This window comes from Nitrospira calida, assembly GCF_976986435.1.
The window spans coordinates 2,400,963-2,418,762 of record NZ_OZ335950.1 but is presented as its reverse complement, the minus strand read 5'-3'; the positions used below and the strand labels follow the sequence as shown (position 1 = coordinate 2,418,762).

The following is a 17,800-nucleotide window of genomic DNA, read 5'->3' as shown; positions in this document are numbered from 1 at the left end:
CAAATAGAAAGGAAGGCAGCATTGACATCGGCGGCCGCCGAGACGATACTACGCGGCAGTTGCCGGCGAGGAGCTGACGATGCGAAAGACGGCGGTTACCAGGCGGGTGAACAACGCAGCGCCTGCAGCCAAGCTGCTCGGATCCGATCCGACGATCAAGGGTGTGTTGTGGCGTCTGGATCGACTGGAACGCCAGTTGCGGAAATTGTCGGAATTGGTCCGGGATCACGCCGAGGATGCGGACCGGCTGGTGAGGATCGTCGCCGAGGACCGGGATGTCATCCGCCGGGAGTTGTTGCGAAAGCATCAGGAAACCGTCCGGGTCCGCAAACACCTGCGCGAGGTCAGCGCGAAAGTCGGCCTCGATCGCTGAACGCGGCGCTGTCCCGCGTTGTCGATCTGAAGAACGAGGGGTCCGACGATCTCTCCAAGCAAGACGGTGTCACAACCTATCCGTGAGCCTCGCTCGAAGTCGAATTTCCCCATGAACAGCCGAGGGGTCGGCGGCGGTGGCCGACTGTAGCGTCGAGACCCGCAACCTAGTGAAACGGCACGGCGCGGCGACGGCCGTCGATCGCGTGTCGTTGCAGATCGGACGGGGCGAGTTTTTCTCCATCCTCGGCCCGAGCGGAGCCGGCAAAACGTCGGTGCTGCGCCTGCTCGCCGGGTTCGAGCGGCCGGACGAGGGCGAAGTGCTCATCGAGGGCTGCCCGATGACCGGCGTGCCGCCCCATCGCCGGCCCGTCAACCTGGTGTTTCAGTCCTACGCGCTGTTTCCCCACCTCACCGTATTCCAGAACGTCGCCTTCGGATTGGAGATGCGCCGGCTGCCCGGGGCGGAGATCGAGTCACGGGTCCGGGCCGCGCTGGAAATGGTCAAGCTGGAGAAACAGCGAACGCGCCTCCCGTCTCAGCTCTCGGGCGGAGAGCAGCAGCGCGTCGCCTTGGCCCGGGCGCTGGTGAACCGGCCGGCGGTGGTGCTGTTGGATGAACCGCTGGCGGCGCTGGATCAGCAACTGCGTCAGGAGATGCAGGTCGAGCTGAAGGCCATCCAGGAGCAGGTCGGAGTCACCATGGTCTGCGTCACTCATCATCAGGAAGAGGCGTTGATTATGTCCGATCGGGTGGCGGTGATGGACCGCGGCCGGGTGTTGCAAGTGGGGCGTCCCCGCGACATCTATGAAACCCCGGCCTCGCTGTTCGTCGCGCGCTTCGTCGGGCTGTCCAATGAACTCACCGGTTCGGTGGTCAAGCTGGAACAGGGACTGTGCGGCGTGGATCCCTCCGGTCTCGCTTCATTCAGGCCGATCATGGTTCGCTGCCTGCAGGATCTGGCTATCGGTGACCGTGTCACCGTGGTGCTGAGGCCGGAACGGGTCCGTCTCTCAACCGATTTGCCTCCGCCCGGGTGCGAGAACGTCCTCGCCGCCAGAGTCGAGAAGACGATCTACAGCGGTCATGAACTGCACTATCTCCTGCGGCTGTCGGATCAGGTGCTCTGGAAGGCCCGCGTCGCCAACGGCGCGGGCGACCTCAAGCGGTTTGCTGCCGGAGAGCAGGTGTTTGTCCGCTGGAATGCCGACGAAGGAATCGTATTGAGAGCGTGAGTACACCTGCTGCATCCGGTTCGACCGCGACAGGGAGTGATGGGAACGGTTCCCTCGCCCGCTATCCCGGATGGATCCTGGCGCCGGGGCTGTGCTGGGCCGTTCTGTTTTTCTTCGTCCCCCTCCTGATCGTCTTGGCGGTCAGCTTCGCGTCGCGCGGCACCTACGGCGGCGTCCTTTGGACCTTCAGTCTGACGAACTATGTCAATCTGCTCCATCCACTCTATTTCCGGATCTTCGGACGATCGATTTTCTTTGCGGCCGTAACAACGGCGCTCTGCCTCGTCCTCGGCTTCCCTCTGGCCTATTACATCGCGCGTCTCCCTCGACGCCGGCAGGGCCTCTGGCTCGTCCTGGTGCTGATCCCGTTCTGGACGAATTTTCTTGTCAGGACCTATGCCTGGATGTTCATCTTGCGGACTGAGGGGGTGATAAACAAGTTGCTCATGGGAGCCGGACTCATCGACGCGCCGATCGAGCTGCTCTATTCCGATGCCGCCGTCTTGCTCGGGCTGGTCTACGGTTATCTGCCGTTCATGGTGCTGCCGCTGTACGCGGCCGTCGAGCGACTGGACCCCGCGCTGGTGGAAGCGGCCTGTGATCTCTACGCCTCGCGGTGGTCGGTGTTCCGCCGAGTCGTGTTGCCGCTCACGAAACCGGGCGTGATCGCCGGATGCCTTCTGGTCTTCATGCCCTCTCTGGGGGCGTTCATCACCCCGGATTTGCTGGGCGGCGCCAGGAGTATGATGGTGGGCAACCTCATTCAACACGAGTATTTGGTCGTGCGCGACTGGCCGCTGGGATCGGCGCTTTCCTTCGTGCTGATGGGGGTTCTGATCGCCGCGATGGCCGTTTATTATCGGATTGATGCCGGCATGAACCAAGAGGGGAGCCGACGGTGACCGGGCGACGTGTTTGGTTGCAGGTGATGAGTCTCGGCAATCTGCTCTTCCTCTATCTCCCGGTCGCCGTCTTGGTCTTGTTTTCGTTCAATGCCTCCCGTCTCTCGGCGACCTGGCAGGGGTTCACGCTGAAATGGTATACGGCGCTTGCCGAGGACCGGGCGCTGCTGGCCGCGACCTGGAACAGTCTGCTGGTCGCGGGTGTGTCCACGGTCTTGGCAACCGGGCTGGGGGTGGCCGCTGTCCTGGGTTTGGAGCGACTGGGATCCCGCTCTCGGCGGGTGATCGAAGGCGCCATGCTGCTGCCGTTAGTGGTTCCGGAAATCATGATGGGCGTGGCCTTGATGTTGTTCTTCGTGTTGATCAAGCTGCCGCTCGGCTTGCCGACGGTCATCATCGCCCATACCGCCTTCAATCTGCCCCTGGTCATGGTGATCGTGCGGGCGAGGCATCGAAAGCTGGATCCTCGTCTGGAAGAGGCCGCGTCCGACCTCGGCGCGACGCCCTGGCAGGTGTTTCGCCGCGTGACCTTTCCCTTGCTGCGACCGGCGGTCGTCGGGGCCGCGCTCATGGCCTTCACGGTTTCGTTGGACGATTTCATCGTCACCTTCTTCACGGCCGGCCCCGGCTCGACCACCCTGCCGCTGAAAGTGTATTCGATGATTAAGTCCGGCGTGTCGCCCGAGATCAATGCGTTGTCGGCCCTTCTGGTGTTGGTCTCGATGGGATTGGTGGGCCTGTCGCTGGCCATCCAAGGACGCGGGATTTTTATTCGTTGAGTGGTCTGGATCATTTGGATCGTCGGCAATGGAGCAATGACAAAATCGTCAACAACGCGGTTCTCGATCGGCGTGTTCCTCTGTGCGGTGGTCCTGGCTTGTCAACCGACGCCCGAGGACGGCCCGAAGAAGAGCCCGCGAGCCGACGGCGATGACCGGGCGGGCCCAACGCTCCATTACTTCACCTGGTCCGATTACGTGAGCCTCGAGCTGTTGCGGGAATTCGAACAGCAAACCGGGGCGAAAGTAGTCGTCGACACCTTCGGCAGCAACGAAGAACTGCTGGCCAAACTGCAAAGCGGGGCAGACGGCTACGACGTGACGGTGCCGTCGGATTTCATGGTGTCGATCATGATCCGGCTGGGGCTGTTGGCCGAACTGGATCTGTCGAAGATCCCCAACGCCGCCTTGCTGGTGGAACATTTGCAGCGGTTGCCGTTTGATCCGGACCACCAGTACTCCGTGCCCTATTTGTGGGGAACGGTCGGAATCGGCTACGACGCCAGCGTTCTGCCGGAACCGCCCGACAGTTGGTCGGTGCTCTGGGATGCCCGGTACAAGGGCAAGATCAGCATGCTGAACGATCAACGCGAGGTCTTCGGCGTCGTGTTGCGCTCGATGGGCTATTCGCTTAACACGCGGGATCCGGCCGTTATCGAGCGGGCGAAGGAGAAACTGATCCGACAGAAGCCGCTCGTGAAGACCTATACCAGCGAACACTACGACCAGCTTCTGGCCTCGGGCGAGGTCGTGCTCGCCCACGGATGGGGAGGTCCGGTGGCCCGGGCCATGGCCGAGCGGCCTTCGATCCGCTATGTCGTGCCGAAGGAAGGAGGAACCATCTGGTCCGATTGTCTGGTTGTGCTTAAGACCTCCCGCCATAAGGATCTGGCGATGCAATTTGTTAATTTTCTCCTCGATCCCCGGATCGCCGCGCTGACGTCGGATCGGTTGCTGTTTGCCTCCGCCAACCGAGAGGCCAAGAAGCTGGTGTCACCCCGGGTCAGAAACAATCCGGCCGTCTATCCGCCGGAGTCGTTGTTGGACCGGCTGGAGTGGATGAGCGACGTCGGGGATGCGATCCGGGTGTATGATCGCGCATGGACGGAACTGAAAATGCATTGACTTCCCGGTGCTTTGTGTTTCCCCCCGAGCGCGGAAGTCGGTATAATACCCGCGCATGTACGGTGCGTGACCTGCCGCGCCGAGGCTCGTCTTCGGGGATGTCCCGGGGACGATCGTCATGGTAAAACACCCGAGGTGGAGTTGTCTGCAACCCTGACCCGGCGGACCGGAATTCGATTTTCGTTTCTTCCGGGTTTGATCTTCTTCAGCGCCGTCATTCTGTTGTCTCCGGATGCGCCGCTCGCCGCCGATGAAGCGGCGAAGTCCGCCGTCTCACCCGGCCAGACGATACGGCTGAGCCTTGACGAGGCGCTGGCCTTGTTCCTCAAACAGAACCTTGACCTTCTCATCGCGAAATTCGGCGTGGATTACGCCAGGGGGCAGCAGATCACGGCAGCCCTGTTTCCGAACCCCGTGTTGTCCGTTTCGACGGCAGGCTCGTTCGCGAAGCATCAGTTCGGCGAGCGTTCCAGCCTGACCCGCAGCGGCCAGATCTATCCGCAGATCCAGCAACTCTTCGAGATGGCCGGCAAGCGGGGCTATCGGATCGAGAGCGCCGGGTTCGGGACGCAATCGGCGGAAGCGAATTTCGAAGACGCGATCCGCCAATTGGGATTTACGGTGAAGGACACCTATTACCGGGTGCAATTGGCTCAGCGGCGGCTGGCCCTAGCGGAAGAGAACCGCGATCGCTTTTCGCGCATTCTCGAAATCAATACCATACGGTTCAAGAAGGGGTACATCGCGGAAGTCGACTTGATCCGCATCCGCCTCCAATTCATCGACTTTCAATCGCAGGTCATCCAGTTTACCCAGGAGGCGGATGCGGCCCGCGCCGATTTACGCCAATTGCTCAGGCTGTCGCCGGCTGTCCGGCTCGAACTGACGACCGAGCTGGAGTTTCATCGCATCGATCCGGACATCGACAAATTGCGGATGTTGGCTCTGGAGGCGAGACCCGATCTCAGGGCGAAGCGGCATGTGCAGGCTCAGCGCCTGGCAGATTTGAAATTGGCCAAGGCGTATCGCTATCCCGACGTGACCCTCGGCGGCGGATATGCGGTGCAGGGACCGACCGGCCCGGATTTGCAGCAGCAGGCGATGGTGAGTGTGGGCGTGCCGCTGCCGCTGTTCAACCGCAACCAGGGGGGCATTCTCCAGGCCGAGGTGGCGGTGCAGGCGGCGGAGGCGGATCTCAACAAAACGATCAATCAGGTGGAGAATCAAGTGGACGTTGCCTATCGGAATCTGGTGCAAAGCCGGCGCCTCGTCGAAGCGTATCTGGGCGGCATCTTGGAAGATGCGCGCGCCACCTTCACGATCGTTGAACGGGCGTATGAACGGGGTGGTGCCACGATCATTGATCTGCTGGATGCGGCCCGGACGTCGCGGACCATTCAGCAGAACTACATCGAGGCGCTGTTCAATTATCAGCGCAACCTCTTCCAGCTCGAGAGCGCAGTCGGCCAGGAGATCACCTCGTGATACGCGAGGCGGGAGCCAAGAAGCGAGGGGTGGCGGCGCTCGCCGTCCTGTGCGCGGCGTTAATCTCCTGCGGGCGCGCCGAGGAACCCCCGCATTCCAGCGCCGCGACTCCTCCGGCGTCATCGCCGCCTGCACCGGTCACCGAGGCGCAGCCGCGCATCGAAACTGCGGTGGTGGATTACAGCCCGGTCAAGCCGGCGTTAGTGCTGGCTGGCAAGGTGGCGTACGGAGAAGATCGCTACTCGAAGATCTCGTCGCCGTTGCAGGGACGGGTCGTGGAAGTGCGCGTCCATCTGGGCGATCACGTGAAAGCCGGCGACACGCTGCTCGTGATCGACAGTCCGGACATCACGGCCGCCTACTCCGACTTCATCAAGGAAGCCTCGGAACTGGAGTATGCGACCCGAGCCTATGAACTGGCCAAGGATCTGTACGAGACTAAAGCCCTGCCCCAGAAGGACCTCAAGCAGGCGGAGAACGATTTGATCAAGGCCCGGGCGGAGTTTCGCCGGGCCAAGGAACGGCTTCTGTCGCTCCGCGTGCCGGCGGCCGAGCTGGAGAAACCCCTTGCCCAGCAACGCATCACCTCGCGCTTTGAAATGAAGAGCCCGTTAGCCGGCACCGTGGTGGAGCGCTTTGTTACGCCGGGTCAGTCCGTGGGCGGCGATCCGTCGCAGGTGCTGTTCACGATCGCCGATCTGGACACCTTACAGGTGGTGGCGGATGTCTACGAGCGCGACCTCGCCTTGGTCAAGGTCGGACAGGTCGCGCGCGTGACGGTCGAGGCGTATCCGGGCGTGATGTTTCCGGCCGTGATCGCCTCTATCGGCGACGTGGTCGATCCGACCACGCGGACGATCAAGGTCCGCGCATGGGTCAACAACGAAGACCGCAAGTTGAAGCCCGAGATGTTCGCCCGGCTGAACATCGATGTCGGCGATACCACCCCGTTTCTGGCGATTCCGAAGGAGGCGGTGTTGGAAGCCGACGGGAAGCATTTCGTCTACGTGGTAGAAGGGCCGGACCGGTACGTCAAGCGGGAGGTCAAAGTCGCCAGCGTGTCCCCCGAGCAGTTTCGGGTTCTGGAAGGGCTTTCTCCGGGCCAGCGCATCGTGGTGAAAGGCGCAGTGCTGATTAAAGGCCAGGAAGTGAAGGGGTAGCGTGCAGCAGCCTCACGCGGTCGCCTCGGTTGCGGATGATGGACCGAGACGATGATCGCCCGAATCGTTGAGATTTCTCTCGTCCAGCGGTTTCTCCTCTGCGCCACCGGCCTCGCGCTGTTTTTCGGCGGGCTCTACGCGTTTCACCTCCTCGACATCGTCGCCTACCCCGATCCATCCCCGCCGATGGTGGAGTTGATCACCCAGTATCCGGGGTGGTCGGCCGAGGAGATCGAGCGGCAGATCACGATCCCCATCGAGGTGGCGCTCAACGGTACCCCAGGGCTCACCGACATCCGCTCCCTGTCTATTTTCGGTCTCAGCGACATCAAAGTCTATTTCGACTTCGGGACCGACTATTTTTTCGACCGGCAGGAAGTGTTGAACCGCCTCGCGATGGTGAGCTTGCCGCCGGGCGCCCAACCGATGCTTTCCCCCTGGTGGGCGATTGCCGAGATCTATCGGTATGAACTGACCGGGGACCATGTCAGTTTGACCGATCTGAAAACCATTCAAGACTGGGAGTTGCGAAGAGAATTCCGCCGTGTACCGGGAGTCATCGATGTGACGGCCTTCGGCGGGACCACCAAGGAATATCACGTCGACATCGACCCGGGAAAGCTGATCAGTTACGGCGTGAATCTGCCGCAGGTGATGACGGCGCTCGCCAACAGCAACGCCAATGTCGGAGGCAATTATCTGACGGTCGGGGCGCAGAATTTCAACATCCGGGGACTGGGGCTCATCAACAATCTGGCGGACATCGAAAACGTGGTGGTGGCGGAAAAGGAGGGAACCCCGATTTTCGTCAAAACCTTGGGTCAGGTGTCCGTCGGCCATCGGGTGCGTCTGGGGAAGGTCGGGATCGACGATCGCGACGACGTCGTCGAGGGTGTGGTGCTGCTCCAACGCGGCTACAAAGCGCTGTCCGTGCTCGAGAAGGTCAGGGCCAAAGTCCAGGAGCTGAATACCTGGAAACTGCCCGAGGGGGTGAAGATCAAGACGTTTTACGACCGCACGGTCCTGATCAACACCACGGTGGAGACGGTCACGGACATCCTCATCAGCGGCATGGTCCTGGTGTTCGTCATCCTGTTCGTATTTCTCGGCCATTTTCGCGCGGCTCTGATCGTCGCGTTGACCATTCCCCTCTCGCTGCTTTTCACGTTCACTATGATGGTGCTGATCGGACAATCCGCCAACCTCATCTCGCTCGGCGCCATCGACTTCGGCATCATCGTGGACGCGACGTTGATCATGGTGGAGAGCATCTTCTACCATCTGGCCCATCACCGCGGACCCGGATTGACTCCCCCGCAGCAGATCGTCCGGGCAGCCCGCCAAGTGGGGCGCCCCATCTTTTTTTCGACGGCGATCATCGTCGTCGCGTTCATCCCCCTGTTTACGATGACCGGAGTGCCGGGCAAAATCTTCGCGCCCATGTCCATCACGTACGGCTTCGCGCTCCTGGGCGCGTTGCTCATGGCCTTTACGCTGGCGCCGGTGCTCTGCTCGCTGCTGTTGACCGGCCCGATCAGCGAGGAGGACACCGCCGTCGTCCGTGTGGTCCGTCGTCTGTACGCAGGGATGTTGCGTTGGGCCCTGTCGCACAAGATGATCGTCGTGGGGTTTGTGCTGGCGCTGCTCGCGACGGCGCTCGTGGCGCTCAAGTTTTTGGGCGGCGAATTCATGCCAGCGCTGGAGGAGGGAAATCTGTGGGTGCGGGCGACTATGCCGGTGGATATCTCCTTCGACCAGGCGGCTCGGCTGACGACCGAGATTCGACAGCTCTTCTGGCAATCCCCCGAAGTGACGACGGTCGCCTCGCAGCTTGGGCGCCCCGACGACGGGACCGACCCCACCAGTTTTTTCAACGCGGAGTTTTTGGCCAACCTCAAGCCGCAGAAAGAATGGCGACCCGGCCTGACGAAGGAGAAACTCGTCGAAGAAATCGAAACGCGGCTCAAAGCGATCCCCGGGGTCATCTTCAATTTCTCGCAGGTGATTCAGGACAACGTCGAGGAGGCCATGTCGGGCGTTAAGGGCGAGAACTCCATTAAATTGTTCGGAACCGACTTGAGGGTGATGGAGGCGAAGGCGGTGGAGATCGAGCGGGTGATGCGCCGGGTGCCGGGCGTCAAGGATTTAGGCATCTTCCGTCTGATGGGACAACCCAACCTGCTCATCGAGGTGGATCGGGAGGCCAGCGCCCGGTACGGGCTTCAGGTCTCGGATGTCAACGCGGTAGTGCAGGCGGCCGTCGGTGGACAGGCCGTCACACAGGTGTATGAAGGCGAACGGTTGTTCGATCTCGTCGTGCGGTTTCTTCCAGAGTTTCGGCAGGATCCCGAGGCGATCGGAAACATACTGGTCAGCACCCCGAACGGCGCGCGCATTCCGCTCAAGCAACTGGCCAACATCACCACCCAGACCGGCGCGTTCATCATCTACCGGGAAAACAACCGCCGCTACATCCCAATCAAGTTCAGCGTGCGCGATCGGGACTTGGCCAGCACGGTGCAGGAGGCGCAGGCCCGGCTGGCCAAGGAGGTGCAGCTTCCCGAGCGGTACACCATGGAGTGGGCGGGTCAGTACGACCAGTTGAAAGACGAGCAAAAACGGCTGACCAAGGTCGTGCCGCTCAGCCTGGTCATCATTCTGTTCCTCCTCTACACGGCCTTCAATTCGGTCAAGAACGCGTTGCTGGTCCTCGTCACCGTGCCTTTCGCGCTCATCGGCGGCGTACTGTCCCTGGTCGCGACGAACACGCATTTCAGCATCTCGGCGGCGGTCGGCGTGATTTCGACTCTCGGGGTGGCAATCCTGGGAGGTGTGTTGTTAATCTCTCGTATCGAGGACTTCCGCCGCTCCGGGATGCCGCTGACAGAATCGATCATGAAGGGGGCGGATGTTCAGATGCGGCCGATCCTGATGGCGACGCTAGCGGCGGCGATTGGGCTTTTGCCGGCGGCCGTGGCGACGGGCATCGGGTCGCAGGCGCAGAAGCCGCTCGCGAGGGTCGTGGTGGGCGGGATGCTGACGGCCGCGGTGCTGATTCTCCTTGTGCTGCCGGTGTTGTATGATATCGTCCACCGGCGCCGCGACGGGCGAGAGATCTCACCCGGCGGATAGACGAGGGAACGGAGACGGCGTCGATGAATCGAGGCGAGGTCGAGGAGGGGAGCGTGCCATGAGTGCGAGCGCGAGACTGTTGACGGCGATATTGATCAGCGCGGTGCCGATATGGGGCGATGCGCGCGCGGCGTCGGCCGGAGCGGGAGTTCCAATGATTGTTCCCGTTCAGATTCCGTACGAGGCTCCGCCCAGACCGGAGGCCGTTCCGGATACGTCGGTTCCGCAGAACACCAAACCGCTGAGCCAAGAGGAATTGCAGCGCGCGGAGGCGCTGCTTCCTCTGCTGGAAGGTAAACAGGAATTCTGGGCGATGGGAGAGTTCGTGCATCTGGGGGAGCCGGTGGTGCCAGTTCTGGTCAAGGCCTTGACCATGCCGGGTCCGCGGCTCCGCTACAACGCGATCGAGACGCTGTCCATGTTGAAGGCGACAGCGGCTGTGCCCGCGTTGCTGGAGACCGCCAAGCAGCCGAACGAAATGCCCAGAATCCGTGAGCACGCCTTGCGGGTGGCAGTGAGGTTGGATCCTTTGCAGGCGCCCGCCGCTATCGAGCTGATGGCCAAAGACCAAAATCCGACCATCCGGAAAACCGCCGCGTTCGAATCGCGCTATGTCCGTCACAAGGCAGTGATTCCTGTGCTGATTTCGCTGTTGTCCGACGAGGAGCGCTTCGTAGCGATCTCCGCAATCCATTCGCTCTGGTTGTTGACGCGGCATGAAAGCGAAATGCACAACTGGGAAGCTTCGACGCAGCAGGAGCGACAAGAGTGGGCGCAGGAATGGATCGATTGGTGGAACGCGAGCAAAGAAACCTTCGAACTGCCGGAACCGAGGAAGTCGAAGGGGGTTGCTCCGCAAGGGTAAGGCGTGCGGAGCGGATGACTCTGCGTCTTGTCGCCGTCGATAGGGCTATGTTATAAACACAACTGGCGTTCCGCCTGATTTTCTTATTGAAAAGAGTTCCGTATGGCAGTGTTGAAGATCGCTAAGCTCGGCAATCCGGTTCTCAGAAAAATCGCGGCCCCGGTCGATCCCGCCGACATTCGGACACCGCCGTTCCAGCGATTCATCGACGACATGTTCGACACGATGTACGATGCGGAAGGCATCGGGCTGGCGGCCCCACAAGTGTCGCGGTCGCAGCAAGTGGTGGTCATGGAATGCCCGGGCGAAAGCGGATTCCCCAAGACTGTGCTGATCAACCCGACCATTCTCTATTATGGGCCCAATCAGGTCGAGAGCTGGGAGGGCTGCTTGAGCATTGACGGACTGAGGGGCAAAGTGACCAGGCCGTCGATGGTGCGGGTGAAAGGATTGGACCGCTACGGGGCTCCCGTCGACTTCGAGGCAACCGGTCTGTACGCGGTCTGCATTCAGCATGAGCTCGATCACCTGATTGGCAAGCTCTTCCTCGATCGGATGACCGATCTGTCGACGCTGACCCAGTTGGAAGAGTTCGACCATTACTGGAGAAAAGAAACCGCGGCCGTCATCTAGTAGCCGAAGGGGATGCTGAATCAGGCATACCGTTGAATCGTCATTCATCCAGAATTCACGATCAGAATTCACAATTCATAATTTTCGAGTGCACTCCCTCCTCCGCGTCCTCGCGTATCTAAAACCGTACCGCCTCCTCGCGTTCATCACGCTGAGTTTCGCTGCGCTCGCCACGGCGATGGAATTGGTGCCGCCCTGGCTCGTCAAGGTCGTCATTGACGACGTGATCACGGCCCGCCGGCCGGAATTGCTGCCGTGGGCCCTGGGCGGACTGCTGCTGGCCTACGGACTCAAAAACCTGTGCGCCTCCCTACGCATCCGGTTCAACAATACACTCGAGCAGCGGGTCGTGCACGATCTGCGGGCGCAGGTCTTCGCGGCGCTGCAACGCCTCTCGCTTAGCTATTTTGAGAACCGCTCGACTGGCGAAATCATGTCCAGGGTCAATAACGATACGGAACATGTCGAACGCATCTTCATCGACGGCCTGGAGGGCATGCTGACCGCGTCGCTGACGTTGGTGGGCATTACGATCATGCTCTTTACGCTGAATTGGAAACTCGCGCTGCTGTCTCTGCTGCCGATTCCCATTCTGATCGTGTCCGCGCTGAAGTTCACGGCGCGGGTACATACCTATTACCACCGCATCCGGAAGAGCGCCGCGGAGCTGAACGCCTATTTGCAAGATGCGTTGTCCGGTATCAGGGAAACGATGGGGTTCAACCGGCAGGCCTATGAGCAGCAGCGGTTCAACCGGCTCAGTCAGGAATACAGCCGGAGCAATCTTCAGGCGATGCGTCTCTGGTCGATCTACTCACCGGGAATGATCTTCACGGGCAGCATGGGCACATTGCTGATCCTGTGGTACGGGACCGGTGAGGTGTTGGCCGGAGCGCTCACGGTCGGCGAGTTGGTCATGTTTTTGTCTTATCTGGCGCTGTTTTATGTTCCGATCAATCAAATCCATTCCGTCAACCATATGCTGCAACATGCGCTCGCGGCCAGCGAGCGTGTGTTCGACGTGCTGGACACCGTGCCAGAAGTCCGGGATCGGCCCGGAACGATCTGGCCGGCGGTGCGTTTGCGGGGCGAAGTCCGCTTCGATCGGGTCTCGTTTCACTATCGTCCGGACGCACCAGTGCTGACGGATGTCATGCTGACGGTGAAACCTGGCGAACGGGTGGCGTTGGTCGGTCCGAGCGGTGCGGGCAAGAGCACGATGCTCAAACTCCTCCTGCGATTCTACGACGTCCGGTCCGGCTCGATCACGATCGACGGCTACGATCTGCGGGATTTGCCGCTTGCCTTTCTTCGGAGCCAGATCGGGCTGGTGCAGCAGGAGCCGTTTTTGTTCAACGGCACCGTTCGCGAGAATATCGCGTACGGCGATCTGTCCGCGGATCAAGAAAAACTCGAAGCCGCGGCGCGGGCGGCCCGCGCCCACGAGTTCATCATGGATCTGCCGGAGGGGTACGATACCTGGATTGGGGAGCGAGGGGTCAAGCTCTCGGTGGGGCAGAAGCAACGGGTCTCCATCGCGCGCGTCCTCCTGAAAGACCCGCCCATCGTCATCTTCGATGAGGCGACGTCCAATATCGACACGGAAACCGAGGTGAAAATCCGCGAAGCTTTGAACCATTTGACCCGCGGGCGGACGACGTTCATCATCGCCCACCGATTGTCAACGCTCCACGACGTCGACCGCATTGTCGTAATGGAGCGTGGCCGGATTGTCGAGGAGGGCGCACACGTGGAGTTGCTGAATCGGGGCGGGGTGTATGCTGGGCTGTATGAGGCCCAGTTTCAAATCTAGCGCCCGCCGGACCGCCGATTGCGGACTCCACCGCCACGTGACGATACTCTGGATCGGTCGATGAAGGGCTGACCATGGTGTTGGTGTACGAGAGCGATCCGTTGGACAGCGAGCATGCGCGAGGACATTTTTACCACGTCTGTCTGGGGCGTCTTGACCGCAATGAGCTGACGGTGCCTCCGCCGGACAAGCCGTACGAATGCCCTCGCTGCGGCGTGGAGTTGGAGGCGGAAGACTTCAGGGTCGCTCAATACAGGGGATCGGTGTAAGTGGACATGAACCGTTGCGCGTTACCCGTGAATCGGGGCTCCGGCCGAATCTCGTCGGTTCGCAGATAACGGTTCACAGACGCCGGAAGATCCATGCCGGGAAGCACGGGACGAAAGACGGTGTCGGTGATGCGAGGCCTCATGATGTTGTGCGAGGCCTGTTACGACGAAGTCGTCAAGGACCAGCTCGTGGACGCCAGGAATTACGTGGCCGATCACGAAGCGTTGTTCGCTACGATCTGTCCGGGATGCAGCGACATCAATCGCCCGCTGATCGACGACATGCTGGGCAGCTCGGAGTGAGCATCACTTGCTGTCTTGCGAGCGCCACCTCCCGGGACTCGTCTTTCATTGCTTTTCTCGGGTGTTCTGCCGCGCGCCTCTCGTCCGTTCAATGGCATGTCTTGCCGTCGAAGAATTTGCAGGCAGATTCCCCGCCCGTGACTTTCCAGGTCTTAAGCAACGGCGGCTTGTCGGGACGTAACTCCACGACGATGTCGACCAGTGTCATCAGCGGCAGTTTGTCCATGTGCGGCTTCGCCTCCTCCGGCAGCTCGACCCAGAAGACCGCGCCGCTATCGGAGATCACAATACGGCCGTTCTGTTTGTCGATCTGAATGATCGGGCTGTAGAAGCTTTTCTCCACGGCGGAACCGATGGTGGACCAGCCGAGAAGAAAAGCCAGGACCATGAAGACGATGAATCCGATCAGGATTGTGCGTGGCATGACGAAACCCTCCGCTCAAGTGATGAATAAAAGGTGCGGGGTGGATAACGGCCCCATAGTACATGAAACTGCTCCGGACGAAAAGGAGTGAAATGCGCGGGAAGGGTTGTCAGATCGTTTGAACGTCCGCCGGTATCACCCGGCCCTTCCGGATCCAGTACGTCCGGATGTCCGGCCTGGCCTTGTCTTGAAGCGAAATGAGCAGATAGGCGGGGACGGACAGGTTGATCTTCCCCCAGTAGTCTTCATAGTCGGTTGCGATTTTGATATCCGTGACCGACGGGCGGGCTGGATCGTTCGGGTGGGAGTGGTACACGACCTGCAGATCCAGGCCCTGCTTCCTCATGTCCTTCTGAGCGAGCGCCAGGTCATGGGAGTCCATGACGAAGGCGATCTCTGCCCGTTCCCGGGGCGAGAGTCGCTGCAAATGGGCTGCCTTGGCTTCGTCGAAACCTGCCAGCTTCTCCGCGTCGTCGAGCGCGACCACGTTCCTGATCCGGTAGATGTGCGTGACGGTCCGATCTTTTCCGGCCAACAGCCCGCAACACTCGTAAGGAGCGAGCTCCCGCGCATGCGCGACCATTTCGTCCAGAATGTGCCGGGGGATCGATAAGTCAGGCACGGTCAGACGCTGCAGGTCACAGTGTAGTTCCCGCCCAGATCGGTGATGGTTGGGTGTGTCCCGCAGAGCGGGCAACCGGGGTCTTTCGGTCGGGACACCTTCCGGAACTTCATTTCCAGCGCGTCATAGATCAGTAGTCGATCGGCCAACGTTTCGCCGATGCCGAGGATTTCCTTGATCGCTTCAGATGCCTGCAACACCCCGATGGTGCCAGCGAGCACGCCCAAGACCCCGGCTTCCTGGCAATTCGGCACCAGCCCGGCCGGAGGCGGTTCCGGGTAGAGGCAACGATAACAGGGGTAGCCTTCGTGCGGCTTGACGGTGGTCAACTGGCCTTCGAATCGGAAAATGCTGCCCGAGATCAGGGTCTTCTTGGCGAAGAAGCATGCGTCGTTGACCAGGAAGCGGGTCGAGAAATTGTCGGAGCCGTCCAGGATGAGGTCATAGTCGTGCAGCAGGCCCATGATGTTGTCGGCGTCGACGTGGAATTGATACGTCTTGACCGTCACGTCCGGGTTCAGCGCCGCCAGGGTCTTGAGACCAGACTCCACCTTGGGCTTTCCGACCGAAGCGGTGGTGTGCAGGATCTGGCGCTGGAGGTTCGACAGGTCGACGACGTCGCCGTCCACCAGCCCGATCGTGCCGACACCGGCGGCGGCAAGATACAGCGCGGCGGGGGAACCCAACCCGCCGGCGCCGATCACCAGCACCTTGGCCCGCGCCAGCTTCTTCTGTCCCTTCCCGCCGACTTCCTGTAGGATGATATGCCGGCTGTACCGCTGAATCTGTTCGTCGGTGAAGTCCATCTCGCGCGTCGTGCGTTGCTCGTGAGACGTGATGCGCCGCCCTGCACGGAATCCGCCTCATGAGGACGCTTCATGGGATCATTATTCCACCACGTTCAACTCGATCGGATCGACGATGCAGCCTTTCTCCCGTAGCCCCTGGACGGCCCGCTCGATTTCCGCGGTCTCCCCAGTCAATTCCACGTCCATCCATCCCGTGGTTTCCCGTACATCGGCCCGCCGGACGTTCGTCACGACCTTATATTCATGGCCGATCTGATAAATGATTGGTTCCTTGATCTTTTCTTCGGGGAACCGAATGTGGAACCGAAGGCTCGGCATCATCACCCTCCCGCAATGGCGGGAACGATCGACACTTCGTCGCCGTCTTTGAGCAAAGTGTCTTTGCCGTTCAGAAAGCGGATGTCCTCTTCGTTGACGTAGATATTGACGAACCGGCGTAACTCGCCCTTTTCGTCGCAGAGCCGATCTTTCAAGCCGGGGTGCGCCGTGTTCAGATTGTCAATCATTTCCGCGATCGTCGCGGCCTTGGCTTCAACCTCGCCCTGACCCTTGGTCAGCGGGCGGAGGGGAGTGGGAATCCGGACCTTGATCATACGTCACCGCCGCCGTTCTTGCCCATCTTGAATGTCTTCTCGAAACTCACCAGACTTGGTTGAATGCGGACCGGACGGTCAACCGCGTCGATAACTGCCTCCTGGGTTTTCAAGCCGTTGCCCGTTACGTAGGCCACCGTCACGTCGCTCCGTTTGATCACGCCTTGCTTCACCAGCTTGCGGAGCACCCCGATGGTCACGCCCCCGGCTGTCTCCGCGAAGATCCCTTCGGTCTGGGCCAGCAACTTGATTCCGTCCACGATTTCTTCGTCGGTCACCGTTTCCATGGCGCCTTTGCTCTCAGCGGTCGCCTTCAGCGCGTAATACCCGTCGGCGGGATTGCCGATGGCAAGCGACTTGGCGATCGTCTTGGGTTTCACCGGCTTGAAAAAGTCCCGGCCGGCCTTGTACGCGGTCGCGATGGGCGAGCAGCCTTCCGCCTGAGCGCCGTTGATCTTAGTGCGCACGGCATCGATCAACCCTAGGGCATGCAGTTCATTGAGGCCCTTCCAGATCTTGGTCAACAACGAACCGGATGCCATCGGGATGACGACTTGATCGGGCGTCCGCCAGCCTAATTGTTCCACCGTCTCGAAGGCCAAGGTCTTGGAGCCTTCGGCATAGTAGGGCCGCACGTTGATGTTGACGAAAGCCCAGCCGTGCTCGGCGGCGATTTCGCTGCACAGCCGGTTCACGTCGTCGTAAGTGCCTTCAACCTCGACGACATTGGGTCGGTAGATCAGGTTGCCCAGCACCTTCGCCGCTTCCAGGTCGCCGGGGATGAACACGTAACAGGTCATGCCAGCGGCGGCGGCGTGGGCGGCGACCGAGTTGGCCAGATTGCCGGTCGAAGCGCAGGCGACCGTCTCGAAGCCGAGTTCTCGGGCGCGGGTTAACGCGACGGCGACAACCCGGTCTTTAAAGGACAGGGTCGGATGGTTGACCGTGTCGTTCTTGATGTACAGCTCGTCCAGCCCCAAATAGGCGCCCAGATTTCTCGCGCGCACCATCGGCGTGAAGCCGGCGTGCGGGCCGACTAGCGCCAACCCTTCGACCGGCAGCAGATCGATGTAACGCCACATGCTTCGCGGGCCTTCCTCGATCTTCTTGCGCGAGACGGCGCGCTTGATCTCCTCGTAGTTGTATTTCACTTCGAGCGGACCGAAGCACATCTCGCAGACATGGATGGCCTTGGTGGGATACTCCTTGCCGCACTCGCGGCAAGCGAGCGCTTTCATCTTACTCATGGGGCACCTGCGCTTTCGGCTCTCAGCATAAC

At 60.8% G+C, this 17,800-nt stretch carries 19 protein-coding genes; 13 read left to right on the top strand and 6 right to left on the bottom strand.

Features of this window, described 5'->3' with window-relative positions:
• Window positions 1–79 precede the first annotated feature (79 nt).
• The 13 genes from ACWHTU_RS11840 to ACWHTU_RS11780 all read left to right on the top strand — a co-directional run bounded on the left by ACWHTU_RS11840 (window position 80) and on the right by ACWHTU_RS11780 (window position 14,073).
• Complete coding sequence (locus ACWHTU_RS11840) at window positions 80–373, top strand: hypothetical protein (protein ID WP_447859571.1); 294 nt, start codon at window positions 80–82, stop codon at window positions 371–373.
• A 136-nt stretch (window positions 374–509) separates the two neighbouring features.
• Window positions 510–1,607: an ABC transporter ATP-binding protein gene (locus ACWHTU_RS11835; RefSeq protein WP_447859570.1), complete on the top strand. Its 1,098-nt coding sequence runs from the start codon at window positions 510–512 to the stop codon at window positions 1,605–1,607.
• Window positions 1,604–2,509: an ABC transporter permease gene (locus ACWHTU_RS11830; protein ID WP_447859569.1), complete on the top strand. Its 906-nt coding sequence runs from the start codon at window positions 1,604–1,606 to the stop codon at window positions 2,507–2,509. The genes ACWHTU_RS11835 and ACWHTU_RS11830 overlap by 4 nt, the downstream gene beginning before the upstream one ends.
• A complete protein-coding gene (locus ACWHTU_RS11825) occupies window positions 2,506–3,288 on the top strand; it encodes an ABC transporter permease (protein WP_447859568.1) in 783 nt (260 codons plus the stop codon). Before ACWHTU_RS11830 ends, ACWHTU_RS11825 begins: the two co-directional genes overlap by 4 nt.
• A gap of 36 nt (window positions 3,289–3,324) precedes the next feature.
• Window positions 3,325–4,413 (top strand): polyamine ABC transporter substrate-binding protein, encoded by a 1,089-nt coding sequence (locus ACWHTU_RS11820; protein WP_447859567.1) that lies wholly within the window; start codon window positions 3,325–3,327, stop codon window positions 4,411–4,413.
• A 141-nt stretch (window positions 4,414–4,554) separates the two neighbouring features.
• On the top strand, window positions 4,555–5,898 hold the full coding sequence (locus ACWHTU_RS11815; protein WP_447859566.1) for a TolC family protein: 1,344 nt from the start codon (window positions 4,555–4,557) through the stop codon (window positions 5,896–5,898).
• Entirely contained in the window at window positions 5,895–7,058 is a 1,164-nt protein-coding gene (locus tag ACWHTU_RS11810; protein WP_447859565.1) for an efflux RND transporter periplasmic adaptor subunit, read from the top strand. The genes ACWHTU_RS11815 and ACWHTU_RS11810 overlap by 4 nt, the downstream gene beginning before the upstream one ends.
• A gap of 51 nt (window positions 7,059–7,109) precedes the next feature.
• Window positions 7,110–10,190 carry an efflux RND transporter permease subunit gene (locus ACWHTU_RS11805; protein WP_447859564.1) on the top strand — a complete coding sequence of 1,027 codons (3,081 nt, stop codon included), beginning with the start codon at window positions 7,110–7,112 and terminating at the stop codon, window positions 10,188–10,190.
• Between the two features lie 58 nt (window positions 10,191–10,248).
• Window positions 10,249–11,055, top strand: coding sequence for a HEAT repeat domain-containing protein (locus ACWHTU_RS11800; protein ID WP_447859563.1), 807 nt, complete (start codon window positions 10,249–10,251; stop codon window positions 11,053–11,055).
• A 102-nt stretch (window positions 11,056–11,157) separates the two neighbouring features.
• On the top strand, window positions 11,158–11,688 hold the full coding sequence (def, locus tag ACWHTU_RS11795; protein ID WP_447859562.1) for a peptide deformylase: 531 nt from the start codon (window positions 11,158–11,160) through the stop codon (window positions 11,686–11,688).
• Between the two features lie 88 nt (window positions 11,689–11,776).
• On the top strand, window positions 11,777–13,501 hold the full coding sequence (locus tag ACWHTU_RS11790) for an ABC transporter ATP-binding protein (RefSeq protein WP_447859561.1): 1,725 nt from the start codon (window positions 11,777–11,779) through the stop codon (window positions 13,499–13,501).
• A 74-nt stretch (window positions 13,502–13,575) separates the two neighbouring features.
• Window positions 13,576–13,770, top strand: coding sequence for a hypothetical protein (locus ACWHTU_RS11785; protein WP_447859560.1), 195 nt, complete (start codon window positions 13,576–13,578; stop codon window positions 13,768–13,770).
• A gap of 93 nt (window positions 13,771–13,863) precedes the next feature.
• On the top strand, window positions 13,864–14,073 hold the full coding sequence (locus ACWHTU_RS11780; protein ID WP_447859559.1) for a hypothetical protein: 210 nt from the start codon (window positions 13,864–13,866) through the stop codon (window positions 14,071–14,073).
• An 88-nt stretch (window positions 14,074–14,161) separates the two neighbouring features.
• On the opposite strand, the gene ACWHTU_RS11775 is transcribed toward ACWHTU_RS11780, so the two are convergent.
• The 6 genes from ACWHTU_RS11775 to thrC form a co-directional block, all read right to left on the bottom strand.
• The gene (locus tag ACWHTU_RS11775; protein WP_447859558.1) at window positions 14,162–14,497 is read right to left on the bottom strand and encodes a hypothetical protein; all 336 of its coding nucleotides are present in this window, start codon (window positions 14,495–14,497) and stop codon (window positions 14,162–14,164) included.
• 109 nt (window positions 14,498–14,606) lie between these two features.
• Window positions 14,607–15,119, bottom strand: a complete 513-nt coding sequence (locus tag ACWHTU_RS11770) for a Mov34/MPN/PAD-1 family protein (RefSeq protein WP_447859557.1) — start codon at window positions 15,117–15,119, stop codon at window positions 14,607–14,609.
• Between the two features lie 2 nt (window positions 15,120–15,121).
• On the bottom strand, window positions 15,122–15,925 hold the full coding sequence (moeB, locus tag ACWHTU_RS11765) for a molybdopterin-synthase adenylyltransferase MoeB (RefSeq protein ID WP_447859556.1): 804 nt from the start codon (window positions 15,923–15,925) through the stop codon (window positions 15,122–15,124).
• A gap of 81 nt (window positions 15,926–16,006) precedes the next feature.
• Entirely contained in the window at window positions 16,007–16,249 is a 243-nt protein-coding gene (locus ACWHTU_RS11760) for an NIL domain-containing protein (protein ID WP_447859555.1), read from the bottom strand.
• On the bottom strand, window positions 16,249–16,521 hold the full coding sequence (locus tag ACWHTU_RS11755) for a ubiquitin-like small modifier protein 1 (RefSeq protein WP_447859554.1): 273 nt from the start codon (window positions 16,519–16,521) through the stop codon (window positions 16,249–16,251). The genes ACWHTU_RS11760 and ACWHTU_RS11755 overlap by 1 nt, the downstream gene beginning before the upstream one ends.
• A complete protein-coding gene (gene thrC / locus ACWHTU_RS11750; protein ID WP_447859553.1) occupies window positions 16,518–17,768 on the bottom strand; it encodes a threonine synthase in 1,251 nt (416 codons plus the stop codon). Before thrC ends, ACWHTU_RS11755 begins: the two co-directional genes overlap by 4 nt.
• Window positions 17,769–17,800: the final 32 nt, after the last annotated feature.

Bases quoted from the DNA above. Each gene is read 5' to 3' on its own strand.
- ACWHTU_RS11775 (WP_447859558.1), bottom strand. From the start codon at position 14,497: ATGCCACGCACAATCCTGATCGGATTCATCGTCTTCATGGTCCTGGCT.
- def (WP_447859562.1), top strand. From the start codon at position 11,158: ATGGCAGTGTTGAAGATCGCTAAGCTCGGCAATCCGGTTCTCAGAAAA.
- ACWHTU_RS11760 (WP_447859555.1), bottom strand. From the start codon at position 16,249: ATGATGCCGAGCCTTCGGTTCCACATTCGGTTCCCCGAAGAAAAGATC.
- ACWHTU_RS11755 (WP_447859554.1), bottom strand. From the start codon at position 16,521: ATGATCAAGGTCCGGATTCCCACTCCCCTCCGCCCGCTGACCAAGGGT.
- ACWHTU_RS11805 (WP_447859564.1), top strand. From the start codon at position 7,110: ATGATCGCCCGAATCGTTGAGATTTCTCTCGTCCAGCGGTTTCTCCTC.
- thrC (WP_447859553.1), bottom strand. From the start codon at position 17,768: ATGAGTAAGATGAAAGCGCTCGCTTGCCGCGAGTGCGGCAAGGAGTAT.
- ACWHTU_RS11820 (WP_447859567.1), top strand. From the start codon at position 3,325: ATGACAAAATCGTCAACAACGCGGTTCTCGATCGGCGTGTTCCTCTGT.
- ACWHTU_RS11785 (WP_447859560.1), top strand. From the start codon at position 13,576: ATGGTGTTGGTGTACGAGAGCGATCCGTTGGACAGCGAGCATGCGCGA.
- ACWHTU_RS11800 (WP_447859563.1), top strand. From the start codon at position 10,249: ATGAGTGCGAGCGCGAGACTGTTGACGGCGATATTGATCAGCGCGGTG.
- ACWHTU_RS11780 (WP_447859559.1), top strand. From the start codon at position 13,864: ATGCCGGGAAGCACGGGACGAAAGACGGTGTCGGTGATGCGAGGCCTC.
- moeB (WP_447859556.1), bottom strand. From the start codon at position 15,925: ATGGACTTCACCGACGAACAGATTCAGCGGTACAGCCGGCATATCATC.
- ACWHTU_RS11840 (WP_447859571.1), top strand. From the start codon at position 80: ATGCGAAAGACGGCGGTTACCAGGCGGGTGAACAACGCAGCGCCTGCA.